At 41.6% G+C, this 26,212-nt stretch carries 23 protein-coding genes; 10 read left to right on the top strand and 13 right to left on the bottom strand.

The features are described from left to right. Position 1 precedes the first annotated feature (1 nt). Positions 2 to 286 carry a NadS family protein gene (gene nadS / locus AC4IFO_RS18780; RefSeq protein WP_273839553.1) on the top strand — a complete coding sequence of 95 codons (285 nt, stop codon included), beginning with the start codon at positions 2 to 4 and terminating at the stop codon, positions 284 to 286. Between the two features lie 57 nt (positions 287 to 343). On the opposite strand, the gene yciH is transcribed toward nadS, so the two are convergent. The 5 genes from yciH to AC4IFO_RS18755 all read right to left on the bottom strand — a co-directional run bounded on the left by yciH (position 344) and on the right by AC4IFO_RS18755 (position 3,802). Continuing rightward, positions 344 to 670, bottom strand: a complete 327-nt coding sequence (gene yciH, locus AC4IFO_RS18775) for a stress response translation initiation inhibitor YciH (RefSeq protein WP_490736690.1) — start codon at positions 668 to 670, stop codon at positions 344 to 346. After that, complete coding sequence (gene pyrF, locus AC4IFO_RS18770; protein ID WP_490736688.1) at positions 667 to 1,392, bottom strand: orotidine-5'-phosphate decarboxylase; 726 nt, start codon at positions 1,390 to 1,392, stop codon at positions 667 to 669. The genes yciH and pyrF overlap by 4 nt, the downstream gene beginning before the upstream one ends. A 45-nt stretch (positions 1,393 to 1,437) precedes the next feature. Beyond that, positions 1,438 to 2,610, bottom strand: coding sequence for a lipopolysaccharide assembly protein LapB (lapB, locus tag AC4IFO_RS18765; protein WP_490736686.1), 1,173 nt, complete (start codon positions 2,608 to 2,610; stop codon positions 1,438 to 1,440). A gap of 6 nt (positions 2,611 to 2,616) precedes the next feature. Continuing rightward, positions 2,617 to 2,934 carry a LapA family protein gene (locus AC4IFO_RS18760; protein WP_490736685.1) on the bottom strand — a complete coding sequence of 106 codons (318 nt, stop codon included), beginning with the start codon at positions 2,932 to 2,934 and terminating at the stop codon, positions 2,617 to 2,619. Between the two features lie 127 nt (positions 2,935 to 3,061). Next, positions 3,062 to 3,802 carry a phosphatase PAP2 family protein gene (locus tag AC4IFO_RS18755; protein ID WP_490736683.1) on the bottom strand — a complete coding sequence of 247 codons (741 nt, stop codon included), beginning with the start codon at positions 3,800 to 3,802 and terminating at the stop codon, positions 3,062 to 3,064. 218 nt (positions 3,803 to 4,020) lie between these two features. Between AC4IFO_RS18755 and ribA the strand changes: the two genes are divergently transcribed. After that, the gene (gene ribA, locus AC4IFO_RS18750; RefSeq protein ID WP_219249412.1) at positions 4,021 to 4,617 is read left to right on the top strand and encodes a GTP cyclohydrolase II; all 597 of its coding nucleotides are present in this window, start codon (positions 4,021 to 4,023) and stop codon (positions 4,615 to 4,617) included. A gap of 183 nt (positions 4,618 to 4,800) precedes the next feature. Next, positions 4,801 to 5,778, top strand: coding sequence for a porphobilinogen synthase (gene hemB / locus AC4IFO_RS18745; RefSeq protein ID WP_490736680.1), 978 nt, complete (start codon positions 4,801 to 4,803; stop codon positions 5,776 to 5,778). A gap of 110 nt (positions 5,779 to 5,888) precedes the next feature. Here hemB and AC4IFO_RS18740 read toward each other — a convergent pair whose 3' ends face one another. The 5 genes from AC4IFO_RS18740 to cysB all read right to left on the bottom strand — a co-directional run bounded on the left by AC4IFO_RS18740 (position 5,889) and on the right by cysB (position 11,456). Then, complete coding sequence (locus AC4IFO_RS18740; protein ID WP_490736678.1) at positions 5,889 to 6,332, bottom strand: hypothetical protein; 444 nt, start codon at positions 6,330 to 6,332, stop codon at positions 5,889 to 5,891. A gap of 270 nt (positions 6,333 to 6,602) precedes the next feature. Then, positions 6,603 to 9,275: an aconitate hydratase AcnA gene (gene acnA, locus AC4IFO_RS18735; protein ID WP_490736676.1), complete on the bottom strand. Its 2,673-nt coding sequence runs from the start codon at positions 9,273 to 9,275 to the stop codon at positions 6,603 to 6,605. Between the two features lie 214 nt (positions 9,276 to 9,489). Continuing rightward, complete coding sequence (locus tag AC4IFO_RS18730) at positions 9,490 to 10,002, bottom strand: GNAT family N-acetyltransferase (RefSeq protein WP_490736674.1); 513 nt, start codon at positions 10,000 to 10,002, stop codon at positions 9,490 to 9,492. Next, positions 9,999 to 10,298: a type II toxin-antitoxin system TacA family antitoxin gene (locus AC4IFO_RS18725; protein ID WP_490736672.1), complete on the bottom strand. Its 300-nt coding sequence runs from the start codon at positions 10,296 to 10,298 to the stop codon at positions 9,999 to 10,001. The genes AC4IFO_RS18730 and AC4IFO_RS18725 overlap by 4 nt, the downstream gene beginning before the upstream one ends. 183 nt (positions 10,299 to 10,481) lie before the next feature. Beyond that, the gene (gene cysB, locus AC4IFO_RS18720) at positions 10,482 to 11,456 is read right to left on the bottom strand and encodes an HTH-type transcriptional regulator CysB (protein WP_206086092.1); all 975 of its coding nucleotides are present in this window, start codon (positions 11,454 to 11,456) and stop codon (positions 10,482 to 10,484) included. A gap of 310 nt (positions 11,457 to 11,766) precedes the next feature. Between cysB and AC4IFO_RS18715 the strand changes: the two genes are divergently transcribed. Further along, positions 11,767 to 13,800 (top strand): M13 family metallopeptidase, encoded by a 2,034-nt coding sequence (locus tag AC4IFO_RS18715; protein WP_490736670.1) that lies wholly within the window; start codon positions 11,767 to 11,769, stop codon positions 13,798 to 13,800. 433 nt (positions 13,801 to 14,233) lie between these two features. Here the strand turns inward: AC4IFO_RS18715 and sodC are convergent, their stop codons facing one another. After that, positions 14,234 to 14,758 carry a superoxide dismutase [Cu-Zn] SodC gene (sodC, locus tag AC4IFO_RS18710; RefSeq protein ID WP_490736668.1) on the bottom strand — a complete coding sequence of 175 codons (525 nt, stop codon included), beginning with the start codon at positions 14,756 to 14,758 and terminating at the stop codon, positions 14,234 to 14,236. Positions 14,759 to 15,274: 516 nt separating this feature from the next. On the opposite strand from sodC, the gene AC4IFO_RS18705 reads away from it, so the two are divergent. Together AC4IFO_RS18705 and AC4IFO_RS18700 are read left to right on the top strand one after the other, a co-directional pair. Next, positions 15,275 to 16,627, top strand: coding sequence for an MFS transporter (locus AC4IFO_RS18705; RefSeq protein WP_490736666.1), 1,353 nt, complete (start codon positions 15,275 to 15,277; stop codon positions 16,625 to 16,627). 78 nt (positions 16,628 to 16,705) lie between these two features. Then, positions 16,706 to 17,551, top strand: a complete 846-nt coding sequence (locus AC4IFO_RS18700; RefSeq protein WP_490736664.1) for a phosphatidylinositol-specific phospholipase C domain-containing protein — start codon at positions 16,706 to 16,708, stop codon at positions 17,549 to 17,551. A gap of 69 nt (positions 17,552 to 17,620) precedes the next feature. Here the strand turns inward: AC4IFO_RS18700 and topA are convergent, their stop codons facing one another. Then, complete coding sequence (topA, locus tag AC4IFO_RS18695; RefSeq protein ID WP_490736662.1) at positions 17,621 to 20,227, bottom strand: type I DNA topoisomerase; 2,607 nt, start codon at positions 20,225 to 20,227, stop codon at positions 17,621 to 17,623. 290 nt (positions 20,228 to 20,517) lie between these two features. Here topA and AC4IFO_RS18690 point away from each other — a divergent pair, with 290 nt between their 5' ends. Beyond that, on the top strand, positions 20,518 to 20,775 hold the full coding sequence (locus AC4IFO_RS18690) for a DUF2498 family protein (RefSeq protein ID WP_273803175.1): 258 nt from the start codon (positions 20,518 to 20,520) through the stop codon (positions 20,773 to 20,775). A gap of 92 nt (positions 20,776 to 20,867) precedes the next feature. Here the strand turns inward: AC4IFO_RS18690 and sohB are convergent, their stop codons facing one another. After that, positions 20,868 to 21,914, bottom strand: a complete 1,047-nt coding sequence (sohB, locus tag AC4IFO_RS18685; protein WP_490736660.1) for a protease SohB — start codon at positions 21,912 to 21,914, stop codon at positions 20,868 to 20,870. 178 nt (positions 21,915 to 22,092) lie between these two features. Between sohB and AC4IFO_RS18680 the strand changes: the two genes are divergently transcribed. The 3 genes from AC4IFO_RS18680 to AC4IFO_RS18670 all read left to right on the top strand — a co-directional run bounded on the left by AC4IFO_RS18680 (position 22,093) and on the right by AC4IFO_RS18670 (position 26,080). Further along, a complete protein-coding gene (locus AC4IFO_RS18680) occupies positions 22,093 to 22,857 on the top strand; it encodes a YciK family oxidoreductase (protein ID WP_490736658.1) in 765 nt (254 codons plus the stop codon). A gap of 6 nt (positions 22,858 to 22,863) precedes the next feature. Next, positions 22,864 to 23,454: a cob(I)yrinic acid a,c-diamide adenosyltransferase gene (gene cobO / locus AC4IFO_RS18675; RefSeq protein ID WP_490736656.1), complete on the top strand. Its 591-nt coding sequence runs from the start codon at positions 22,864 to 22,866 to the stop codon at positions 23,452 to 23,454. Between the two features lie 478 nt (positions 23,455 to 23,932). Further along, positions 23,933 to 26,080 (top strand): two-partner secretion domain-containing protein, encoded by a 2,148-nt coding sequence (locus tag AC4IFO_RS18670; protein ID WP_490736654.1) that lies wholly within the window; start codon positions 23,933 to 23,935, stop codon positions 26,078 to 26,080. The last annotated feature ends 132 nt before the right edge of the window (positions 26,081 to 26,212 follow it).

Genomic DNA, 26,212 nt, shown 5'->3' with positions numbered 1-26,212 from the left:
CATGAGTATTTTCAATGAATTAAAAGCCTCTTTAGAAGAAGCGGTTGAAATCAAAAACGGTACGAAAAAAGCTGCTAAGGTCACCCGTTATGAAGTGGCTGATGTCAAAGCGATTAGAGAACAACTCAATGTTTCACAAAGCGAATTGGCTCACGCATTAGGAACTAGCGTCGATACCATTAAAAGCTGGGAATTAAAGCGACGTAACCCAACAGGGCTAGCGGCAAAAGTGTTAGTCGCGATAAAAAGAAACCCTGAATTATTCAAAGAACTTGCTGCAATTTAAACCATAAAAAAACGGTGATTACATCTGCAATCACCGTTTTTTCTTTAATTATTTTAATCAGCCACCAGCTAATTTGACTTGCATACCTTTTGCTTCAAGAAGTTGCTTAATGACATCTCGCTTATCCCCTTGAATTTCAATATTTCCATCTTTTACTGCGCCACCACAACCACATTTTTTTTTCAATTCAGCCGCAAGTTTTGTGAGCTCTGCATCATCAAGGTCAAGCCCCGTTACCACACAAACCCCCTTGCCTTTACGGCCTGATGTTTCACGGCGAATTCTAACAATGCCATCACCTTTTGGCCTTTCTACTTTGGGTTTTTCTTCATCAATACGCCCAATGTCTGTGCTATACACAAGACGGCTGTTTGAATCACTCATACGAGGCCTTTAATAGATTGGTTGATTTGCTGCAAGGTTAACGCTGGGTTTTCGCTACGAGTGATTGGACGACCAATCACCATATAATCCACCCCTGCTTTAACGGCATTTTGTGGTGTCATGATGCGGCGCTGATCGCCAACATCACTGCCTTCTGGACGAATACCCGGTGTGACTAATTTAAAATCTTTACCGCATAAGCTTTTTAAGCGCTGTGCTTCATGTGCCGAGCACACAACACCATCAAGGCCACATTGCTTCGTCAGTAATGCAAGACGCTCAGCATGAACCGCAGGTGAATCATGGATCCCCACACCCACCAAATCGGTTTCATCCATACTGGTCAACACAGTCACGGCAGTTAATAAAGGTGCGTCTTTGCCATAAGCTTCAAGCGCTTGGCGTGCAGCTTCCATCATTCGAGCCCCGCCGCCTGCATGCACATTCACCATCCACACGCCCATTTCAGCAGAGGCAGCAACAGCCCGAGCAACGGTATTTGGAATATCGTGAAATTTTAAATCTAAGAAGATATCGAAGCCGCGGTCATGGAGCGATTTGACAAATTGAGGACCATTGAACGTGAACATTTCCTTGCCCACTTTAAGGCGGCAATCACGCGGGTCAATACGGTCAACAAACGCCAGTGCGTCATTGGCATCTTCATAATCAAGTGCCACGATGATTGGCGAGTGTGTCTGGTTCTCAGTTGAGGAAATCATTTCATAGCCTTTAATGAGTTGTTATGAGGTTAAAAAGTGACGCTGTCACTGACCATCTAACCCGCGAATGGGTTTGATCGTATCCCAAGAACGACAAGATGGGCAGTGCCAATATAATGAACGAGAAGTAAAGCCACATTTATGGCAACGGTAATCAGGTTTTGTGCGGATTTGCTCACCCACCATTTTTCTTAGCAAAATCAAGCTTTCTTTTGCTCGGCCTTCTTCCGCTTCTTCAAGGTGATAATCCATTAAACGATAAAACAAGCGCATGGTTGGATGGCGTTGGATTTGGTCATTAATATAATTAGCAGCAGCTTCATGATTTTGCTTTTCAACAATAATATCGGCTAGATACAACTCTGCAATCGCGCCTGAATTACCTGCTACACATTGACGCAAGTAATCTTCCCATGCATCCAATTGGCCTGTACGTTGATAGCAATCATGGAGCAGTGGTAATGTTTCCGTGACCAATTCCCTATCTTGCTCATACACTTGCTTTAAAACATGAATGGCCTTTTCATACGCAGCTTGCTCAATAAAAATACGCCCTTTCATAATGGAAACCCGCGCACAGTTTTTATCAGCTTGTTCAGCTTTATTTAATAAGGTTTGTGCATCATCAAGGTCATCACTCGCCAATTGTTGGGTCGCGAGTTCGCAATAAAAATGGGCAATTTGCTCACGTAATTCGTTATGGCCAAGTTTAACTAATTTACCTGCAACATCGATTGCTTTTGTCCATTCACTGGTTAACTGGTAAATATTCAGTAAAGATTGCAAAGCGCTTTGCTTAAAGTCCACTTCATCAGTCAATTGTTGGAACATATTTTCAGCGCGATCGTACACTCCCGCCGTCATATAATCACGGCCAAGTTGTTGAGTCGCTAAAAGACGTTGTTCGAAAGACAAAGACGCACTTTCCACCAGCGATTGGTGAATACGAATGGCGCGTTCAACTTCGCCACGAGAGCGAAATAAGTTACCTAAGGTAAGATGCGCTTCAAATGCTGAGCTATCATAGTTTTTAAGCATATCTAAAAACAAATCGACAGCTTTATCTTGTTGATTTGACAAAAGGAAATTCACGCCTGTCACATAATCACGGGACAAGCGGTTAGCATGCTGCTGCTTATCTTGTTGAGCACTTCTGCGCCCCATATACCAACCATAAGCGGCAGCCACAGGAAGCAACAGAAACAGCAACTCGAACATACAGGATTATTCCTTGTTCTGAGTCGTCACTAATGAGGTTGAGTCAGAAATATTATCATCTCCAGCACCTAATTGTGATTCTAGACGTCTAATTTTACGACGTGCATTTTTCAGGCTAACGATTGTACGTAAATAAAATGCCGCACACACCAGCCATCCTAGCACAAAACCGACACCAAAAAGTGATGCAAGAAGGGTTGATAAAGAAAAATCCCCTTTTGCTATCAGGTAGTTAAATGTAATAACCTGATCATTGCTCGAACCTAGCGTAATCGAGATGATAAAAAACGCGACCGCCAGTAATAAAATCAGAAAGTATTTCACATTTGTTCCCGTTATCAGTTCATTTCCATTCAATAATATCTACCTGATAAGGTAGCATTTCCCGCGCATCCAGACAAAGTAATTTATTTTATACCAATCCGAAATTTCACACGTTTTGACGCAACAATCACTCTATTGATGAAAGATTAACCGGCTTTTTGTTTCGTTTTAACAACAGAAATACACCATAAGCCAATATAGCGAAAACAGCACTGATAAAGACAGATGTAATAACATCGATTGGCCAGTGCATACCGAGCAACATGCGACTAAATGCGATCCCTTCAGCCCAGAGCGCTAAGCCAATCGAAAGCCCGTAATAGCCTTTTTGCCAAAAAAAGGCGATAAACAGCAGAGCCCATCCCGCGGCAAACAGCATATGCCCTGATGGAAAGGAATATCCCGTTTCTGCCTGCCAATGCTTGCGTTGCCACTTAGCAATATCTTCATGTTGTTTAACGACTGTTTTAATTAGCTTGGCACGCGCTGACCGTGTTAATTCATAAAAATCCGAGTGCGTCACATCGTATTGTTCTTCGAGCCAAACGACATAAGGCCGCGGGTCTTGGAAATGGTTTTTAAGCAATGTCTTAGTGCCCTGTTGCAATAATAAGGCACAAATAACAATCATCACGACCTTTAATACAATACTTTTTTCTGCACGTAGTCTGAATACAATAATACCAATAAGCGCCAGTGACGTAATAATGCTATATGGAGCACCCGCTGTATCGGTAAGCCATAATAACCACTTCATTGATTTAAATTGGTTTTCAGGCGCCCACTGCCACCCCAAAATTAGCATTATTATTGGTGGCAATACCAATAAAATAGCGAACAGGCTGACGATTGAAATAGTCTTTCTCATTCAATGTATTCCATAAATATTAATTCCGTCTTATAAATAAATATTCCATTCACTCGCGATTAACTCTGTTATAGTAATACAGCGCTGGTCGTGTGCAAAGATTACCAGCCCCCTATATGCAAAACGTCATATAGCATCGATATATTATACTTGCCGTACCTTATATCGATTTACGTTATTACATTAAGCAAGAGTTACTTTAACTAATGAATGAAAAAATGCAGCTAAAACGTGTTGCTCAAGCAAAACTTCCAACACCTTTCGGTGAATTTCTAATGGTGGGTTTTGAAGAAATTGCAACTGGTCATGACCATGTCGCTTTAATCTTTGGTGACATTTCTGGGGGTACCCCCGTTCTCAGCCGTATTCACTCTGAATGTTTAACGGGTGATGCGCTCTTTAGCCTACGTTGCGATTGTGGTTTCCAATTAGAAGCGGCGCTTTCTCAAATTAGTAAAGAAGGTCGCGGGGTATTACTTTATCATCGCCAAGAAGGCCGTAATATTGGCTTGCTAAATAAAATTCGCGCATATGCATTGCAAGATCAGGGCTTAGACACCGTTGAAGCCAATCTTAAATTAGGTTTTAAAGCGGATGAGCGTGACTTTACGCTGTGCTCAGATATGTATAAATTACTGGGGATCAACGAAGTTCGCTTGTTAACAAATAACCCGAAAAAAATTGATATCATGCGTGAGGCCGGAATTAATGTGGTTGAGCGTGTACCACTGATAGTGGGCCGTAATCCAAGTAACGAACACTATCTGGATGTTAAAGCCCAAAAAATGGGCCATATGCTGTTTAAACATCAATAACGCCCATCACTAAGGAAGAGTGCCTGCGCTCTTCCCTTTTCTTTCTCATCTTCGTTCAATGTGTGCCATTTCTTAATGGTTATATTCACTTTCTTTCTATAAGGTTTATACTGTTCCCAATATTATTACCTTGATGAATAACACCCAATCTTTCCCTTATTCATCAAACTACAAGGAGATACTGTGAACAACCTGCATTCTATTCAACGCATGAGAAGACTGCGTAAAACTGAAAAACTCCGCACTTTATTCCAAGAAACTCACCTGTCAGTAAATGATCTTTGCTTGCCCATTTTCGTTGAGGAAGAGCTTGACGACTACATGCCTATCAACAGCATGCCGGGGGTAATGCGTATTCCTGAAAAACGCTTAGCGTATGAAATTGAGCGTATCGCAAATGCGGGGATTAAATCCGTCATGACCTTTGGTGTTTCCCATCACCTTGATGACAACGGCAGTGATGCATGGCAAGAAAATGGCTTAGTTGCTCGTATGTCCCGTATCTGTAAAGACACCGTGCCTGAAATGATTGTTATGTCTGATACCTGTTTTTGTGAATACACCTCCCACGGCCATTGTGGCGTGATGCATAACCACATTGTTGATAACGATGCCACTATTCACAATTTAGGTTTACAGGCGGTTGCAGCTGCTCGTGCTGGTGCAGACTTTATTGCCCCTTCTGCGGCAATGGATGGCCAAGTTGCTGCCATTCGACATGCGCTAGATGAAGCTGGATTTACCGATACTGCAATTATGTCCTATTCTACGAAATTCGCTTCCGCACTGTATGGACCATTTCGTGATGCAGCAGGTTCATGCTTAAAAGGTGACCGTAAAACCTACCAAATGAACCCAATGAACCGCCGTGAAGCGCTGCATGAGTCGCTGATTGACGAGCGTGAAGGTGCCGATGCGTTGATGATCAAACCCGCTGGGGCTTATCTCGATATTATCCGTGACTTACGTGAACACACGCAATTACCTATTGGGGCATATCAAGTCAGTGGTGAATATGCACAAATCAAATTTGCAGCGCAAGCCGGTGCAATTGATGAAACACGTGTCGCATTGGAAACATTAGGCTCAATTAAACGCGCAGGGGCTGACCTAATCTTCACTTATTTTGCCTTACAACTGGCTGAAAGTAAGGTTTTATAGTCTTTTCGCTTATAACAAAACCGCGATACTGGATATAAACACAGTATCGCGGTTTTTTGGCATTTTAGATTAAAAAATAAGCCGCTAGAGCCTAAAAATAACCCAATTGATTATTTCCCACGCTGAATATCAAGCTGATGGGTTAATGTTTTTGCATAATGCTGAGCCACTTCTGCCGATGGCAAGCCCGCTATCAATAAATCGTCTTTACCCGCTGTTGTTTTAGCGACAACGCCCCAAAACTCCACCTCAAAATCAATACTCTCCGGGTTTTGATCCGGCATTGGCACAATATCAAAATACTCTTTTAATGGCGCAATGGTAATTGCCGTGTAATCCGCATTTAAGCCAAGTGGGAATTCTTTGTCCGCATACAGACGTAAGTCATGAACTTCTGTTTCCGGTGTTCTCATCACAATAGAATACAAATTAGGAATATGTTCTAAAATATCGCGAACTTCTTCATTCGAACCATCAAAATGAGAAGTTGTTAATAAGATATCTGCTGCCCACAATGCCCCTTTATAGAAATCGGTTTCATTGATATCTGCCATATATATTTCCTTTACGTTGTTTTCGATAAATTTAGCGAGTCCGAATCCATTACATGGATATTAATTCAAACAAAGAAACTGATTTATGGCGAACTTCATCCAGAAGTGATTGGATAAAGAATGGTTTTCTCCCTCACATTTAACCATCTACCTAACACCATAACGTAGATCCACATCGAAAATATTGAGAAAAAACAAGATTAAGAAATAAGATAGGAATAAAAAACGCCTGTAAGTATTAACCAAACAGGCGTTTTTCATTAGCGTAAGTTAGTGAAGCATTTGCCGAATGACATAATGCAAGATACCGCCATGGCGGTAATACTCCATTTCGGTGCCTGTATCGATACGGCAACGCGTGGTGATCTCTTTGACCTCACCGTTTCCAGACGTAATTTTCACTTTTAAGTCTTGCCCCGGTGTCAGTGATTGTAGGCCAACGACGTCAATGCGTTCATCCCCCTTCAATCCAAGGGTTTTACGAGACATGCCCTCTTTAAACTCCAAAGGCACAACCCCCATACCAATTAAGTTTGAACGGTGAATACGCTCATAAGATTCGGCAATCACCACACGAACACCTAATAAATTGGTTCCTTTTGCCGCCCAGTCACGACTCGAACCTGAGCCATATTCCTTACCTGCAATAATGGCTAATGGGCGTTTTTCCTGCTGGTATAACATCGCCGCATCATAAATCGCCATTTGCTGACCAGTCGGAATATGCAAGGTATAGCCGCCTTCAACGCCAGGTACCATTTCATTACGAATACGGATATTGGCAAACGTACCGCGCATCATCACTTCATGGTTACCACGACGCGAACCATAAGAGTTAAAATCAGCAACCGCAACACCATGCTCTTGAAGGTAGCGCCCTGCTGGACTGTCTTTCTTGATATTCCCCGCAGGTGAAATATGGTCAGTAGTCACCGAATCACCCAGAATGGCCAAAATATTGGCACTATGAATATCTTTAACTGGCGCAGGCTGTGCTTTCATCCCTTCAAAGAATGGTGGATGACGAATATAGGTTGAGTCCCCCTGCCAATGATAGGTTGACGAGCTTTCAACTTCGAGGGCGCGCCACGCATCGTCACCTTCAAATACGGCATTGTATTCTTTGCGGAACATATCCGTTTTAACTTGCTGTACTGCTTGAGCAATTTCAGCACTGGTCGGCCAAATGTCTTTCAGATAAACATCATTACCTTGTTTATCCACGCCAAGTGGTTCATTTTTCAAATTAATATTCATATTACCCGCAAGGGCATATGCCACAACCAGCGGTGGTGACGCCAGCCAGTTGGTTTTCACCAAAGGATGGATCCTTCCTTCAAAGTTTCGGTTCCCAGAAAGCACAGCACCCACGGTTAAATCGGTTTGTTTAATCGCCGCTTCGATTGGTTCAGGTAATGGTCCTGAGTTACCGATACAGGTGGTACATCCATACCCGACAAGGTTAAAGCCGAGTTTATCTAAATAAGGGGTTAAACCCGCAACGGCAAGATAGTCCGTTACCACTTTGGAACCCGGTGCAAGGGACGATTTAACCCAAGGTTGACGAGACAACCCTTTTTCAACAGCTTTTTTCGCTAACAGCCCCGCTGCCATCAAAACACTTGGGTTTGAGGTATTGGTACAAGATGTAATCGCAGCAATCACGACTGCGCCATCGGTAAGCTCAAACGTTTTATTTTGATATTTCACTTCAGGATGCGCGTTTTTATCTTGTTTATTGACTTCGAGTTCAACCGCACCGCGAAACGCTTTAGGCACTTGGCTCAGCTCCACTCTATCTTGTGGACGTTTCGGGCCAGCAAGGCTGGATTCAACAGTAGACATATCCAATTCAAGGGTACTGGTAAAGATAGGTTCATCGCCTGAATGGCGCCATAAACCCTGCTCTTTACTATACGCTTCCACCAGCGCCACTTCATCGTCACTGCGCCCTGTTAGTCGCATGTAGGACAAGGTAATTTCATCGATGGGGAAGAAACCACAGGTTGCACCATATTCTGGTGACATATTCGCAATGGTTGCACGGTCAGCTAAAGGCAAATCCGCCAAACCATCACCGTAGAATTCGACAAATTTACCAACGACGCCGTGTTTACGTAACATTTGAGTGACGGTTAAAACAAGGTCAGTCGCCGTAATACCTTCCGATAATTTACCCGTTAACTTAAAGCCAACCACATCGGGGATTAACATAGAAACAGGCTGACCTAACATCGCCGCTTCAGCTTCTATTCCCCCCACTCCCCAACCCAACACGCCGAGCCCGTTGATCATGGTAGTATGGGAGTCGGTGCCGACAAGGGTATCAGGGTAAGCATATAACTTACCGTCAATTTCCTCATGCCAAACCGCTTTACCGAGGTACTCTAAGTTAACCTGATGACAAATCCCCGTACCCGGTGGCACAACTTGGAAACGGTTAAAGGCTTTTTGCCCCCAACGCAGGAATAAATAGCGCTCGTGGTTACGTTCCATTTCAATTTCGACGTTTTCACCAAACGCAGCTTGCGTGGCAAATTCATCCACCATTACCGAGTGGTCAATCACCAGATCAACAGGGGATAATGGATTGACTTGGTTAACATTTCCCCCTAACGATTTCACCGCTTCACGCATTGCTGCAAGATCAACTACCGCAGGGACACCCGTAAAATCTTGCATCAGCACACGAGCGGGACGATAGGCAATCTCCCTATCTGCATGGGCATTTTTTTGCCAATCAATAATCGCTTGTAGGTCTTGTTCAACAACAGATGTGCCATCGACATGGCGTAACAGGTTTTCGAGTAATACTTTGAGGGATTTTGGCAGCTTTGAACCGTCGCCGATTTTTTTCGCGGCTAGTGCCAAACTGAAGTAATTATACTGCTTGTTTCCGACAACAAGTGTTGAGGCACTTGTTGTTTTTAGACTCAACGACATAACTCCTCCTTGGTTTTTATGGCTATGGCAATAATATTTATTTACCGCCATTATTTTTTGTTAACCAATTGTAAGCATAGTTGCTTTATAAATTTGATTTATAGATTTTGTGCCAAATTTGCAGTTTAGACCTATTAATCATAGGGAATTTAAGATAAGAAGGGAAAGGATAAGCGTGAATGAGGATAAAAAAGCGTAGAGATGGTAATTATTTTCAGTTTGGGTGAGCGCCTATTGCGAGCTGAAGATCCGCTATAGTGATCATTAACATCATGGGGTCTAGAGGTGAAGGCACAAAGCCAACATGTTTATAAAACCGTTTAGCATCATCCGAAAGTGCATGAACGATCATTCCTCGAATACCAACTAGCCCTGACGCCTGAACAACCCTCTGCGCAGCATCTTTCACCAGCGCCCTGCCAATGCCTAAACCTTTCGCGTTTACGTCCACTGCCAGACGACCAAGTAAAACAACGGGGATATCCGTTGGCATATTTCGCCGAAACTTACCCACGGCTTGGCTCGTGGTTATAATGCCTGTAGAAAGTGCGTAATACCCCACCACCGTATTATCAGATGTGGTAACAAAAGTACGGGATGCGCCCGTTTTCTGATTTCCCATCGCGCGATTTTTTAACCAATGATCCAACGTTTCCTCACCTGAAGATAACGTATCCAGACGGTGGTTTAAATTAAGAGGCTCAGGGGCTGTCAGGTTCAATGTCATTTTTCCCACGGGGATTTGGACATCATGGTTTTTCTGAGCGCCTCATTATTACTCGGAGGGGCATCTAATTGAGCAACAAATTCCTGATAAACTTCAGGGCTCACATTAATCACACGGAGATCGGCTAATGCTTCTTCCGCAGCTCGACGAGCGGCTTCGAGTACAAACTCTGTACGGTTTTTTCCGGTAGCATTAGCAGCACGGTCAATCAGGATTTTATCTTCTAATTTAATGCGTATATTCAATGATGAGCGTGTAACTGCCGTATCATTATCACGTGTATTTTGCGCCGCCATGGTTAACTCCTAACTGATGACTTATGTTTTAAGCATACCGCATTGTAATGACAATGGCATTACGCATAACAAAGGCAAACATATAACACACAGTTTTGTTAGCATTTGCAGTAACAAGATGATTAATGGTAGCCACATAATTAATAGTGGCTACCAAAAGGTGGGCGGGCAATAATACAAAAATTAAATAATCGGTAACTGAATGTCTTTAAAAAACGCTTCAATTTCATCATTATTACGAATGGCAATCGCCTTATCCACCACATCTCGAGTCAAATGTGGCGCAAAGCGCCATAAGAAATCATACATATAGCTACGCAAGAAACTGGTGCGTTTAAAGCCAATTTTGGTAGTGCTATAGCTGAACTTATCACGCATATCAATAACAACAAGGTCAGAGTCATTCACTGCATCAACCGCCATACTAGCGATAATACCAATACCCAGTCCCAGTCTGACGTAAGTTTTAATAACGTCCGCATCTGTTGCTGTAAAAATAATTTTCGGCTCTAAGCCTATTTTTTGGAAAGCGACATCCAGTTCAGAGCGACCTGTAAACCCATGGGTATACGTTACAATTTGGTATTCCGCGATATCTTCAATAGTCACATTCTTTTTCGTCGCCAGCGGGTGATCCTTTTGCACGACCACACAGCGGTTCCAGTGGTAGCAAGGCAACATAATAAGGTCGCTATACAGATGAAGCGCTTCCGTGGCGATTGCAAAGTCACTGTTACCTTTGCATACCTCTTCCGCAATTTGGGTCGGCGTACCTTGCTGCATATGCAACGACACATGGGGATAACGCTCAATAAAACCTTTAATAACAGGGGGTAACGCATAACGAGCTTGCGTATGAGTCGTTGCGATATTCAACGTACCGCGATCTGGGTAGGTATGTTCACCCGCCACTGAGCGTATCGCTTCAATTTTCGACAGTACTTCTCTTGAAATGCGAACAACCTCTTCCCCTGCAGGTGTGACATGCGTTAGGTGCTTACCACTGCGAGCAAAAATTTGGATGCCTAGCTCATCTTCCAACATCCGCACTTGTTTACTGATACCCGGTTGCGAAGTAAAAAGCCCCTCCGCCGTAGAGGAGACATTTAAGTCATGGTTAACGACTTCAACAATATAACGTAATTGCTGCAATTTCATATTTCTGCCTACCCCTTACTGGACCACGATATATTCGCTATAGCTAAAAAACATTAGTTATAACCAAAAATTATATATGAACGATTCGATATAACCAATATAACATTATTTCAACCAGAATAAACAGTATGATGATAAAATTTCATCTAAGCTCAATGATGCTCATTGTCAGGGCGTAAGGTATTGCAAAGACGAGTTATCTTTAATTCGTGATATGTTTCAATAAATAAAACGTAATTTGATGGATTTCCACTTCAAGGTAGACTAAACCAAGTGGAGTTTTATATTCTCAACGAAGAGAGGTTTTTACATGCGTATAAATGTGTTGGCGCTGCTTATTGGTATGTCGACAGTTTCCTTTGCACCTCAGATGCTTGCAAAAGAAGTGACTTATGGACAACAAAAAATTGTGTTATCCGACACAATTAATCCAGGAAATGATTTCTACCGTTATGTGAATGAAGACTGGATAAGCAAGGCAAAAATCCCAACGGGTATGCCTCGCATTAACTCTTTTGTTGATTTGTACTTAAATACCGAAAAACAAACTCAGGCAATTATTGATGAGCTTCAGAAAAAATCTGAACGCGAATTGGATCATAATCAACGTAATATCCGTAACTTATACCAGAGTTTCCTGAACGAAGATGCCATTGAGAAAGCAGGCCTTTCCCCTATCAAACAAGATTTAGCTGAGATTGCAAACGCAAAAAATCATCAGGATATCAGCCAGCTAATGACTAACCCAAATTTCAATTCCTTGATTTCTTATTGGGTCGATTTAGATGCAAAAGCCCCTGAAACGTATGTATTGTATGTTGGCCAAGGGGGCTTAGGGTTGCCAAATCGAACTTATTACCTCGATGACACCCCGCAGATGCAAGATATACGAAAAAGTTATATCGCCTATATCGCAACAATGTTAAAACTGGCGGGCGAGAAAGACGTTGAACAAAAAGCACAAAAAATCTTCGAGTTAGAAAAAGCCATTGCGACAGTGCATTGGAGCCCTGAAGCACGCCGTGACACTATCAAAAACTACCATGCGATGTCACTGCCTGAAATGAAAAACTTCACCCAAGGTTTTGATTGGAATGGCTTTATTAATCACTACAATCTTACCGATAAACAGCTTGAAAAAGTGGTGGTAGAAACAGATAGCGCTGTTGAACAAACTGCAAAGATTTTCGCGAAAACACCCGTTTCCACATTAAAAGATTATTTAACATTCCAATATATTAGCGACCATGCACGCTATTTAAATAAAGCAGTTTCTGATGCCAATTTTGATTTTTATTCGAAAAAACTCAACGGGGTAGAAAAACAACGTACCCGTCAAGAACGTGCTTTACAAACAGTAAACTCGTTACAAGGTGAGCCATTAGGGCAGATTTACGTTGAAAGATATTTCGACCCACAATCAAAAGAAAAAATTAAAGATTTAGTCAGTTATGTTCGAGGTACATTTAATTCACGTTTGAAAGATAACGATTGGATGGATGAAAATACCCGCCAAGAAGCCCTGAAAAAACTGGAACAATTCACCGTAAAAGTAGGCTACCCCGATAAATGGAATGATTTTAGCAGCATTAATTTAAAACCAGACTCGTTATTGGATAACTACAAGCAAGTCGTTGCATGGTCTTACAACGATATGTTGAGCAAAATGGGCCAACCTGTACGCAAGTGGGAATGGGGAATGACACCACAAACGGTAAATGCCTATTTCAACCCTGTACAAAATGAAATTGTTTTCCCTGCTGCAATTTTACAGGCGCCATTCTTCGACCCAAATGTTGACCCTGCATATAACTATGGGGCTATCGGTGCCGTTATTGGTCATGAAATGGGCCATGGCTTTGATGACCAAGGCAGTTTATACGACGGCACAGGCCAGCTTCGCAATTGGTGGAGCGAAAGCGCCAAAAAGCATTTTAAAGAAAAAACTGAAAAATTGGTCGAACAATACAATGCATTTGATGTTGATGGCTTAAAGGTTAATGGGCAATTAACCTTAGGTGAGAATATTGGCGACTTAGGCGGGTTAAATATCGCGTTGAGTGCCTATAAACAATTCGCCAAAGAAAATTATCCTAATGGTGAACCACCGATTATTGACGGTACAACAGGTTTACAGCGCTTTTTCATCGCATGGGCACGTACATGGCAAGAGCTGTCGAATAAAGAGTCTGAGCGTAATAAAATTATGACTGACCCGCACAGCCCAAACCAATTCCGCGCCAATGGCGTTGTGCGTAATATCGATGATTGGTACCAAACCTTTGGCGTCGATAAAGACAACGCCCTCTACCTAGAACCTGAAAAACGTATTCGTATCTGGTAATCGATTGATAAATAGGAAAAAAGAAAGCTCGGCATTTTTCCGAGCTTTCAAACTACATCATCAGTTAAGTATTACTTTGAACAATTAAGATCTTGCTCTAAATAGTTTACGTTGTGGTTAGGCGGCAAGTGAAGCTAAGCCCTAGGAGCATACACCAGTATGTGACTAGGGTTAGCAAGCGCAGCCAACAACGCCACAGCGTAAAATACGGTCAGTTAAGGACTTCCCCTTAACAGGCAAGCACAGCCAACAACGCCACAGCGTAAAATACGGTCAGTTAAGGACTCCCCTTAACAGTTTAGACCTTGCTCTAAATAGTTTGCGTTGTGGCTAGGCGGCAAGTGAAGCTAAGCCCTAGAAGCATACACCAGTATGTGACTAGGGTTAGCAAGCACAGCCAACAACGCCACAGCGTAAAATATGACGAGCAAAATTATTTGATGACACCACAGGCCATCCTCGCCCCACCACCACCTAACGCTTCTGGATTATCAGAATAATTATCGCCACCCACATGCACCATTAGCGCACGGTCTTGCACATCTTTCAGTGTTTTTAAGCGTGGCGCTAAAACCGCATAATCGGCATTACCTTGGCTATCTGCGACTAGACCCGGTAAATCCCCCAAGTGACCTGAATTATCATATGGTCCTTTGTGAACACCCGTTTTTGCTGGGTCTAAATGCCCCCCCGCTTTAAGTGCAGGAACGGGTTTGCTGTCTTTTTCTCCTGGCTCACAGCTTGGATTTTCGTGAACATGGAAACCATGAATACCGGATTGTAAACCTGAAAGTTTTGGCGTGAACAGTAATCCATACTCAGTTTCAGAGATAACCACCTCACCAATGGTTTTGCCATCACCGGTTGGTGTTGCTTCTTTTAATACCACTGTGGATTGTGCCGCATAAGCTGTGCCCGCGGTCAGTAAAGCGGCGAGTAAACACATTTTTAACTTCATATTGCCTCCAGTAGATAACATTTATAATCATTCCATCGACTTACCTTAAGATAATCAAGGCAAGAACTGTTACTGTTTCTGCATTAGTGTCAATGACTGTACTTAAACTAACATAAATTTGTTATCACTTTGGTGCTGGATTTGGCTTTAGTTAATAAATGATAGTTATATCACAATCAACCTCGTTAATTTGCTACTCCTAAATGGCTTTAATGAGAATGATTATGCCGTTATTAATTTATAATAAAAATTTCATTTCAGTATGTTTACGTAAAATAACCTATTGATAAAAAATGTTAACATGCTGTGAAAACGATCACAGTATATTATTTTTATTTCGCCTACATTTCAGACTATTCATTTCACATGAAATAAATAGGAAACAAAAATTTCATAAAGTCCCACCAAGTTAAAAAGCAACTTAAATAAAAAGAAGCGTTGTACCTTACAAATAAAACGAGCTATCAAAAATAACACTATGTTTTCTTAAACTTTATAATAAGTGGAAAATAGATTATGAATACTCTTGCCAAAAAGTTTGGTTTTTCAGCACACACCATTATTCAACTTATTTTTATTACCGCAAACGCCCAGTTATTGTATGCCTTTTGGGATTTGCGGAACTCCTTACCACTCGGCTTTCCTGTCGCAATGGGCATCACTGACGCACAAGCAGGCCAACTCTATTCAATGCAAGGATTAGTAATTTTACTGGGTACCCTGGCTCTCGGTTGGGTCGGTGATAGGTTTAAAGTCCGTGTGATTATGTTAATCACTACACTCGGCGTTGGCTGTATTTCCCTTTTCATCGCCTTAAACTCACCCGGCTTAAGCATGCCGACCCTACTGCTGTGCTTTTTCTCTATGTTGTTACTCAGTGAGGTATTATTTAAACCCGCCAACTTTAAAGCCGTCAGCTTATCAACCACCAAAGAGCACCAAGGTGTCGCATTCGGTATGTTTGAGTTTGGACGAGGTTTATTGGCATTTTTGATGAGTTTATTATGGGCAGCAATGGTTTACTACGAAGCCAGTAGCCGCACCATGATGATCACGTCATCAATTATTGTACTCGCCACTGCGATACTCATTTTTTTAGCTGTACCGAAAGACGCCCGAGTCAGTGAAGATGCGGATACCGTAAGCTCAGTAAAAGAAGCCCTGCTTGGGGTATTAAAAGTCATTAAGTTACCGATTGTTTGGGTAACAGGCCTTAATGTTTTTTGTATTTACGGCACCTTTGTGGCAGCTGGCACTTACTTTGCTCGTTTCTTACAGGCAGGTTATGGAGCATCCGCAACCGTCGCAGCAGTATTTGTATCCGTGGTGATTGCGCTGCGAATGTTACCGTTATTATCCACATTGCTGGTCACTTTAGCGTTTAAATCCACCGCCCATTTTATGCGTTTTATGTCGTTTGTTCTGGTGATTTTACTCGCGGCTATTGGTACTTTATTCTACATGAACCCCGCCTCAATCACGGAGTTTATGGCGGGTCAAGCACCTGACAATATCATTAGCCCAGCGGTTCGTAACTCCATAATGATCCTGATGTTATGTGCCTCTGCATGCTGCTTTATGATCCGAGGCGTCTACTATGCCCCGATCGGTGAGTTTGGGATTGATAAAAAGCATGCTTCCGCGGCAATGTCTTTGGCTATCACAATTGGCTACCTCCCTGCACTACTGGCGCCATTAATTTTAGGTAAAATCATTTTTAGCCCACAATTAAATGAACAAGGGCAAGTCGTCAAAGAAATTCTCACACCAACAAATATTATTGGTAATGTTTTTATTGGCTTATCCGTCTTAACGTTAATCGCTGCTTTACTGTCTTGGACCGTGATTAAAATGAAAAAAGCACAATAAAACATTGATATGATAACGACAATGAGCCGTTACAATAACGGCTCATTGCCTATTTAGAAAATGGACTAGGTAAGCACTATGCACAATAATAATTATATTGATTGGCTAAAGTATGTCGCAGATGAATTGTCCGTAACGGATTTATTGCTCCCGGGGACTCACGATGCCATCACATCAACTTGTGATCAGCCCTATTACCAAACCCAGACATTATCGCTCGCAGAGCAGCTTAACTGTGGCGTTCGTTTTTTTGACTTAAGGCTAACTCGCAATCTGAATATTGCGCACCGTGAATGGCACAGTGACATCAAGGCAGAAGACCTTTTCCAGTGTTTTATTTCTTTCCTTGATACACACCCTACTGAATTTGTCATTTTACGTATTCAAAATGCCAATGAGAAAAAAGATGATTTTGAGGATTATAAACAAGCCCTTATCCCATTTATTGTGCCTTACTTAAAACATATCTTACTGCCTGAAAAAATTGATGAAAACATCTTTGCTTGGCCAAGCGTAAAGCAGCTTAGAGGAAAAATATTGGCAATTGAATGTGCTCCACCAGAATTGCATGTTTCAACATTAGAGGATGGTACTCGTTGGGCTCATAATTGGCATCAGAATCCCTTGATTTCATTACAAGATAATTGGAATGGCCCTGAGGTTCAGGAGAAAATTAATGACATCCTAGCATTAATTCACAGTGATGAAGATACCAATGACCAGCAACTCGTACTTAATCATATTAGTGCGACAAATGGTCATCTGGGCAGCCCAATGGCGTATGCAGACATCATTAACCCTATTATTCGCAATGAATTAGTGACGTTAAACCAGGCTATGCAAAAAGGCATATTAATCTTTGATTTTATTGATGAAGATTTAGCAAAGAAAACGATTAAAGTGAATCAATTACAAATCGCTTAACACAAAAAAAATGCCAATCAATAATAGATTGGCATTCCTATTTTTAACCTGAAAAGTAACCTTAACGAATTACTTCTCTTTCACTTCCCACTTACCGTCAACGTAGAAAGCACTCCAGCCGGTTGCTTTACCGTCTTTTTCCGAAGAAACATATTGTTGCTTGGTTTTACGGCTAAAACGAACGACGGTCGGGTTTCCTTCACCATCTTCCGCTGGCGCTTCTGCTAAATAAGCAAGCTTTTCAGGTAGCCTATCTTTAAAGCGTTGCAATTCAGACACTAATGGTGCGCGTGTTTCTCTGGATTTCGGGAAGGTATTGGCTGCAAGGAACACCCCAGCAGCACCATCACGTAATACAAAGTAAGCGTCAGATTTTTCACACGGTAATTCAGGTAGCGGAACAGGATCCTCTTTCGGTGGCGCAACTTCACCACTTCTTAAGATCTTACGTGTGTTTTTACACTCTTCATTGGTGCAACCCATGTATTTACCAAAACGCCCCATTTTCAGGTGCATTTCAGAGCCACATTTGTCACATTCAATGACAGGGCCGTCGTAGCCTTTAATACGGAATTCGCCTTCTTCGATTTCATAACCTTCACATGCAGGGTTATTACCACATACATGTAATTTACGTTGGTTATCAATCAAGTAGCTATCCATCGCTGTGCCACATTTCGGACAACGACGTTTCGCTCTCAGCGCGTTAGTTTCCGCATCATCCCCTTCTAGTACGTTAAGTACCTCATCTTCAGGGATCAGGTTGATGGTTTTCTTACAGCGTTCTTTCGGTGGTAATGCATAACCGCTACAACCCAAGAATACCCCTGTGGATGCCGTACGGATACCCATATGACGCTCACAATCAGGACAGGTTATTGATGTAATAACCATTGGATTGGTGCGCATCCCTCCTTCTTCTGGGTCTTTTTCCGCAACATCAAGTTGGGTACTAAAATCAGAGAAGAATTCATCAAGAACCGCTTTCCACTCGGCATCATGGTTTGCAACATGGTCGAGTTGGTTTTCCATTCGTGCAGTAAAATCGTAGTTCATTAAATCGTTAAAGTTTTCTTCTAAACGATCCGTGACGATTTCACCCATTTTTTCTGCATAGAAGCGGCGGTTTTCAACTTTGACATATCCTCTATCTTGGATAGTCGAAATAATGGCTGCATAAGTTGAAGGACGGCCAATTCCACGTTTTTCGAGCTCTTTAACCAGTGATGCTTCACTAAAACGCGCTGGCGGCTTAGTAAAGTGCTGACTTGGCAATAATTCGATTAATGATAGTTCCGTGCCTACTTGAATAGGTGGCAAGGTTTTATCTTCATCATTTTTGCGCAGCGCAGGCATCACTTTCGTCCAACCATCGAAACGCAACGTGCGCCCTTTGGCTTTCAGTTCAAAGTCTCCCGCTTTCACGGTTAAGGTCGTAGAGTCATATTTCGCAGGCGTCATTTGACACGCAACAAACTGGTTCCAAATTAATTGGTACAACCGTTTTGCGTCATTTTCCATATCTTTTAGTGAATCAGGTAAGACATCTACACTAGAAGGACGGATGGCCTCATGAGCCTCTTGAGAATTATCTTTGCTGCTATATACATTGACATCTTTCGGCAGATATTTCGCCCCAAAATTATCATTAATATAGCCGCGAACCATATCTAACGCATCTTGGCTCAAGTTTGTTGAGTCAGTACGCATATACGTGATGTAACCCGCTTCATATAGACGCTGAGCCATCATCATGGTTTTCTTCACTCCAAAACCTAAGCGTGTACTTGCCGCTTGTTGCAGTGTTGAAGTGATATAAGGTGCGCTTGGTTTACTTGATGTTGGTCGGTCTTCGCGGTCAATGACCTCAAAGCGCGCTTTTTCAAGTAGCTTTACCGCCGCAGTCGTTTGCGCCTTATTAACAGGCTTGAACGATTTACCGGCTTGTGACGTAACTTCCATGCGCAAATTCGCAATGTCTTTATCTGCTAAATCTGCATGTAATTCCCAATATTCTTCAGGAACAAATGCTTTAATTTCGCGTTCGCGCTCAACAATCAGTTTTACTGCAACCGATTGAACTCGTCCCGCAGATAAACCACGTGCCACTTTTTTCCACAATAATGGGGATACCATGTACCCCACAACGCGGTCCATAAAACGACGAGCTTGCTGGGCGTTAACCCGATCAATATTTAGCTCACCAGGGGTATCAAATGCTTGAGTGATGGCATTTTTCGTGATTTCGTTAAAAACAACACGACTAAAACGCGAATCATCACCGCCAATCACTTCACGCAAATGCCATGCGATCGCTTCTCCCTCGCGGTCCAAGTCCGTTGCGAGGTAGATATGATCGGCATCAGCCGCCAGAGATTTCAGCTCAGAAACCACCTTTTCCTTACCCGGTAGAATTTGATAATTCGCCTTCCAACCATGATAAGGGTCTATACCCATGCGATTCACTAATGCATCACGTGGATCTTTTTTAACTTTCTTTGCTTTCTCGGTAGATGAGCCTGTACTCTTTTGTGAGCCGGTTTGTGAACCAGAGCCGCTTTTCGGCAGATCACGAATATGGCCGACGCTGCTTTTCACAACGTAGCCACTGCCAAGATACTTGTTAATTGTCTTGGCTTTTGCCGGGGACTCCACGATAACAAGAGCTTTACCCATATTTACCTTTACCTAAATATCAACAATGACACACTTTTACATAAAAATGCGCAAAATGAGAATCTGTTTTTTATATTGCGACACAATCACAATATATCAATATATTTTCAATCAATTATTTGTGTTGAAACAAAACTTATAATCTCAGTCACGTTATTCTACAAGCCATACAAAGTCTTCTAGCTGACTGATTTTAACCATATAAAGGCATTAAGCCATAATTGAAAACCACACACTCTACCTGATAAAATGCTAGAAGCAACCAATTATTTTTTCAAGGGAGCCCTATTATGCAAGACAATCTTCAGTACATTACAAAAACAGAGTTACTTGAAAAAGCTAACGATATCATAAAGAAGCATGACGAGTATATTCACGGGATGTTTGTAGACACCGTAGAACAGCATCGTGGCACACTGGTTTTTAAAGGGGAATTTTTTCTCGATGAAAATGGTATCCCAACATTAAAAAGTACCGCTGCTTTTAATATGTACAAACATCTTGCGCATGTTCTTTCTGAACAATACCAATTACGTGAAAATGACTAATTAACATTCAATAATTGATAAAAAATTACCGGCATTCGTGCCGGTAATTAATAGTAGAATTAAAACAGAATATTTGCGAGGCGACTATTCATTTATAACATCGGTTTTTGACCACGCTGCCACCAGCGCAATAAAAGGTTATCGACGCTGTTTGCTGCACTGCCCATCACTTTGTCCATCATTTTTTTACTTAGGACATAACGAACACCGACAATCTCTTTTGCGTCAATGGCATCAATAATAATATCATCACTTACGCCAATGCTATCCACTAGCCCTTTTTCGAGTGCCTGTGAACCGTACCAGTATTCACCCGTTGCAACCTTATCAATATCTAACGAAGGCCGATTTTGATGAACAAACTGCTTGAAAAGGTCATGCGTTGAATTTAAATCTTCCACAAACTTTTTACGACCTTGCTCAGTATTTTCACCTAACAAAGTCAGTGTTCTTTTATATTCACCGGCAGTATGAAGTTCAACATCCACATCGTGTTTCTTTAATAGTCGATGAATATTGGGAATTTGTGCCACAACACCAATAGAGCCAATAATCGAAAATGGTGCTGCGATGATTTTATCCGCAATACAGGCCATCATATAACCGCCGCTTGCCGCCACTTTATCCACCGCAACTGTGAGTGGAATGTTCTTTTCTTTTAAACGGCGTAACTGTGATGCCGCCAGCCCATAACCATGAACCATACCACCAGGGCTTTCCAAACGAAGTAAAACTTCATCTTGTGCGTCAGCAACTGCAAGAACTGCACTGATTTCTTCTCTTAAAGATGCTACTTCACGTGCATCCATACTGCCTTTAAAGTCTAAGACATATAAACAAGGCTTTTTAACAGAGGTTTGCCCAAGTTTCGCCCCAGTTTTCTCACTTTTTGATTTTGCTTTTTGCTGTTTTTTGAATGCCTTGAGCCAAGCTTTATGCTCAGATTCATTCATTTTCACTTGTTGCATTTGGCGTTGACGTTCACGATAATTTTCACCTAAATCAGTGAGTTTTAGCGAGCCTTTAGCGCCTTGGCGACGCATACCTACACCAAAGACAAAAACTGCCAGCAAAACAATCGCCACCACAATAGTGACGACTTTTGCTAAAAATAATCCATACAAAGAGAAATACTCCACAACATGATCCTTCTGATATTTATCTTCAACGCAAAAATAATCTCACGATTATGGCTAAACAACCAGAAAAAAACGTATTTGACGCCATAAACTACGTAGATATCTATGTTAGATTAGCCAAAAACTCGAATCAGTGCGATGATACTGTTACATTTAATTCACAACCATAGGAAAGAATATGCTTCAATATCAGCCTAGACAAGACCTATTGAAAGGCAAAACGATACTCGTCACTGGCGCAGGCGATGGCATTGGTCGTGAAGCCGCCCTAACCTATGCCCGATTCGGTGCAGCATTGATCCTTGTCGGCAGAACACAGCATAAATTAGACGCTGTTAGCCACGAAATCACCGCAATTTCAGGCAAAAAATCGCCATGCTATGTTTTGGATTTATTAACCACAACTGAGGAAGATTGCCTTGCATTAGCCACGCAAATATCTAAGAACGTTCCATATCTGGATGGCGTCTTACATAATGCGGGTATTCTTGGGGTCATTGCCCCCATTGCAGAACAACCGACCCAGCTTTGGCACGATGTCATGCAAATTAACGTGAATGCGACTTTTATGCTCACGCAATCCCTACTCCCCTTACTATTGAAAGCGCCAAATGCGTCATTAGTTTTCACCAGCTCCAGTGTCGGAAAACAAGGTCGCACTGGTTGGGGAGCTTACGCCGTGTCTAAATTCGCAACAGAAGGCCTAATGCAAGTGCTCGCTGAAGAGTATAAAACTAGCCATTTGCGCGTAAACTGCATTAATCCAGGGGGAACTCGAACCAGCATGCGTGCAAGTGCATTCCCTGAAGAAGACCCACAAAAACTCAAAACTCCTGCAGATATTATGCCGATTTACGTTTACTTAATGGGTGATGATAGCATTCGAAAAACGGGGAGCAGTTATGATGCACAACCGGGTCGTAAACCGGGCGCAGCGGAGTAATCGACTATGTCACAAAGCCGACATGAAGAACGCCAACAACGCTTAAAAGAAAAAGTGGATGCGCGTATAGAAGCTGCTCAAATTGAACGCGGGATTATCATTGTCTTCACTGGCAATGGTAAAGGTAAAACCACTGCGGCATTTGGTACCGTCTGTCGAGCAATCGGTCATGGTAAGAAAGCCGCTGTTGTGCAATTTATTAAAGGGGGCTGGGATAACGGTGAGCGGGAACTCTTAGAACCACTCGGCGCACCTTTTTTTGTGATGTCCACGGGTTTTACGTGGGAAACACAAAATAAAGAAACCGACACCCTTGCCTGTCTTGAAACATGGCATCATGCCAAGCGACTGTTAAGTGATCCTCAGTATGATTTGGTTGTGTTAGATGAGCTGACCTATATGCTTAGTTACCACTACCTTGGATTAGATGAAGTACTGCAAACCTTGCAAGGACGTCCAGCCAATCAGTCTGTTATTATTACAGGTAGAGGGTGTCACCGTGATTTGATTGATTTAGCGGATACGGTCACTGAAATGCGCCCTATTAAACATGCTTTTGATATTGGAATTAAAGCGCAAAAAGGCATTGATTGGTAAATTAGATAAATTCAACTTAGCAATAGCAAATTTAAATCATGCTATTGCTAAGTTTTTATAATCTGAAAATTAACGCAGGGTCACATTATTAAAATCCAATATTTTCCGTTTATTTCAATTTCAGTGTTAAATTATTTCGGTAATTTTTATAATGCATATTTAAATCATAATAAAACCTAATGATTAATTCCCGATATTTTCTTTTTAATATTTATAACTACGTGTTCACCCTTGAGTAAACACACTAATTAATTCATTTTCAAAACAACCCTAATCCGTTGTTTTTATACTGCATTTTATTTTTAATATACATTTACTCTAAATTTATCCTCAAGTGGCCATTCTTTGATAGTCGATAATGTTTTAACCCACGTTAACATTATTAATTTTATTTAAATTTATATTTCAGCATAATTAAACTGCAATAATGGATTGTTCGTTATTTTAGATATTGTCTATTTTAATTTAAGGGATATATATGCAAAACGTTTCAATGACTAATTTTAATGTTCCTACATTGAAATTCAAACCTTTATTTCTGTGTGTATCAATGATTGTCGGTTCAACAACGATTGCACAAGCAGCAATCACACCAACAAACGGCGCGGGTGTTATGGTTCAAGGGAATGGCCCAACCGTTGTTTACATCAATAAACCATCTGAAGGTGGGGTATCTCACAATATTTATAGTCAATTTGATGTCGACCAAAAAGGGGTTATTTTAAATAACAGCGCAGGTATGTCTAATACGACGCTAGGCGGTAAAATTGGCGGAAATGGTAATGTTGCTGGTAATCGTGCCAAAGTGATCCTAAATGAAGTTAACTCCAATACAGCGACCACATTAAATGGCATGATTGAAGTTGCAGGCGGTAAAGCGCAGGTCATCGTCGCGAACGCGTCCGGTATTACCTGTAATAATTGCGGATTTATCAATACCAGCCGCAATACATTAACCACAGGAAAAGTTTCCATCGGTGGTAATGGCTTAGTCAATGACTACAGTGTACAACAAGGAAAAATTACCATTAATGGTAATTTCAATTCAAATTCTCCTACTGACCTAATTGCACGTTCAGTCGCTATCAACGGTGCAGTTTCAGCCCAGCGTTTAAACGTGGTTGCAGGGAATAACCGAGTCAACGCAGCAGGTGAAGTCGTCGGAACAACAACGGCTGTCGGAACTAAACCAAGTGTTGGTATTGATGTTTCTGCTTTAGGCGGAATGTATGCAAATAAAATTTCGTTAGTTGCGACCGAAACAGGTGTCGGCGTTTCAAACTCGGGTGATATCGTTTCCCAGAATGGTGCTATTACTCTGGATACTGCAGGTACTGTTAATAATATTAACGGTAATATTAACTCTGCAAATACCCTCGATATCAATGCTGCGGGTCTGACAAACAGCGGCACGATAGCTGGCACGAAAAACGTCAATATTAAGGCTGCTGGCACTGGTTCCGTTAATAACGACCGTGGCCGCATTAGCTCCCTCAATAATGATGTTAATATTACTACCTTAGGTACATTAGCGAATAATAACGGTACCATTGAAGCACTGCAAAATGTGACTACATTGTCTGATTCTTTCATTAATGATAATGGTGCAGTAAGAGCGGCGAAAGGAAACATTAAGGTTCATGCAACCAATGTTATTTATAACCGTGATTATTTAGCTAATCAAAATGATCCAAATAAAGGGTTTATCGCTGGGCAAGATGTCAATATTGATGCAGTGCGTATTGTGAATGAAAACTCCAATATCACCGCAGGCAGAGATGTCACTTTAAATGTTCAAAACTCGATTGAAAATATGGCAAACAGTAAGATTGTTGCCAAACGTCGTGCTGAAATCAACACGATGTATTTAACGCAATCTAATTCTGAGCTGAATGCCATCAATGGCCGTATGGATCTCGATGCTTCCGTGGCATTAACTAATGATTCACTATCTAAAATTCATAGTGGTAAACTGCTGAATATCAATGCAAATCAATTGACTAACGCAGGTTCAATTATTTCTGACAACGGTAAGTCTGAAATCAAAGCGAACATGATGAATAACCTGTCTGGTTATATCAAAAGCAAAAATTTAGCAATCACTGCACATTCAATTGAAAATCAATCTGGCCTTATCCACGCTGAAAATAATTTGGATATTCAAACAAGTCATTTAGGCAACAGTTACAGTTCTGGATTTAAACAAGTGAATGCAAAATTTGGTTTAACAGACCAAAACGGCGGTTTACAAACCAATGATGGCACCATCAAAATTAAAGGTGATAGCCTTTATGGCATCTATGGTTCTATTGCTGCAAACGTAAATAACAACGATGCTGCGCGTAATGATGTGGATATTAAATTAAAAGCATCCTTGAACAATAATTACGGCGAAATCACCAGTGCTAATAACCAGAAAGTTGATGTGGGTTCACTCGAAAACTATTCAGGTAAAATGGCTGCGGGTAAAAATATGACTATTGAGTCAAAGAATCGTGTGAATAACCAGTATGGAACTATTAGTTCTAACGGTACAACTAAAGTCACGAGCCCTATTGTGACAAGTGGAACAACAGGAACTATCACAGGTAACCGCGTTGTTATTGATGCAATTGTGAATAACTAATACTTATTTTAATGCAGTAAAAAAAGGCGACTCTTAAGTCGCCTTTTTCATATTCAATGACCCGTCCTGAATAAGGTTGACACTTTTTCAATTTAAAATTGGAGAGTGCAATGAAACCAATCACTAAACGAA

Source organism: Providencia sp. UF-224 (assembly GCF_058245955.1).
Note: the sequence above shows the minus strand (reverse complement) of the source record. Positions and strands in the feature narration are given on the sequence as shown.

Bases quoted from the DNA above. Each gene is read 5' to 3' on its own strand.
- sodC (WP_490736668.1), bottom strand. From the start codon at position 14,758: ATGAAGTTAAAAATGTGTTTACTCGCCGCTTTACTGACCGCGGGCACA.
- lapB (WP_490736686.1), bottom strand. From the start codon at position 2,610: ATGTTCGAGTTGCTGTTTCTGTTGCTTCCTGTGGCTGCCGCTTATGGT.
- AC4IFO_RS18730 (WP_490736674.1), bottom strand. From the start codon at position 10,002: ATGACATTGAACCTGACAGCCCCTGAGCCTCTTAATTTAAACCACCGT.
- nadS (WP_273839553.1), top strand. From the start codon at position 2: ATGAGTATTTTCAATGAATTAAAAGCCTCTTTAGAAGAAGCGGTTGAA.
- AC4IFO_RS18740 (WP_490736678.1), bottom strand. From the start codon at position 6,332: ATGGCAGATATCAATGAAACCGATTTCTATAAAGGGGCATTGTGGGCA.
- AC4IFO_RS18690 (WP_273803175.1), top strand. From the start codon at position 20,518: ATGCAAGACAATCTTCAGTACATTACAAAAACAGAGTTACTTGAAAAA.
- cobO (WP_490736656.1), top strand. From the start codon at position 22,864: ATGTCACAAAGCCGACATGAAGAACGCCAACAACGCTTAAAAGAAAAA.
- topA (WP_490736662.1), bottom strand. From the start codon at position 20,227: ATGGGTAAAGCTCTTGTTATCGTGGAGTCCCCGGCAAAAGCCAAGACA.
- AC4IFO_RS18680 (WP_490736658.1), top strand. From the start codon at position 22,093: ATGCTTCAATATCAGCCTAGACAAGACCTATTGAAAGGCAAAACGATA.
- ribA (WP_219249412.1), top strand. From the start codon at position 4,021: ATGCAGCTAAAACGTGTTGCTCAAGCAAAACTTCCAACACCTTTCGGT.
- AC4IFO_RS18755 (WP_490736683.1), bottom strand. From the start codon at position 3,802: ATGAGAAAGACTATTTCAATCGTCAGCCTGTTCGCTATTTTATTGGTA.
- AC4IFO_RS18705 (WP_490736666.1), top strand. From the start codon at position 15,275: ATGAATACTCTTGCCAAAAAGTTTGGTTTTTCAGCACACACCATTATT.
- cysB (WP_206086092.1), bottom strand. From the start codon at position 11,456: ATGAAATTGCAGCAATTACGTTATATTGTTGAAGTCGTTAACCATGAC.
- acnA (WP_490736676.1), bottom strand. From the start codon at position 9,275: ATGTCGTTGAGTCTAAAAACAACAAGTGCCTCAACACTTGTTGTCGGA.
- yciH (WP_490736690.1), bottom strand. From the start codon at position 670: ATGAGTGATTCAAACAGCCGTCTTGTGTATAGCACAGACATTGGGCGT.
- AC4IFO_RS18715 (WP_490736670.1), top strand. From the start codon at position 11,767: ATGCGTATAAATGTGTTGGCGCTGCTTATTGGTATGTCGACAGTTTCC.
- AC4IFO_RS18700 (WP_490736664.1), top strand. From the start codon at position 16,706: ATGCACAATAATAATTATATTGATTGGCTAAAGTATGTCGCAGATGAA.
- AC4IFO_RS18725 (WP_490736672.1), bottom strand. From the start codon at position 10,298: ATGGCGGCGCAAAATACACGTGATAATGATACGGCAGTTACACGCTCA.
- pyrF (WP_490736688.1), bottom strand. From the start codon at position 1,392: ATGATTTCCTCAACTGAGAACCAGACACACTCGCCAATCATCGTGGCA.
- AC4IFO_RS18670 (WP_490736654.1), top strand. From the start codon at position 23,933: ATGCAAAACGTTTCAATGACTAATTTTAATGTTCCTACATTGAAATTC.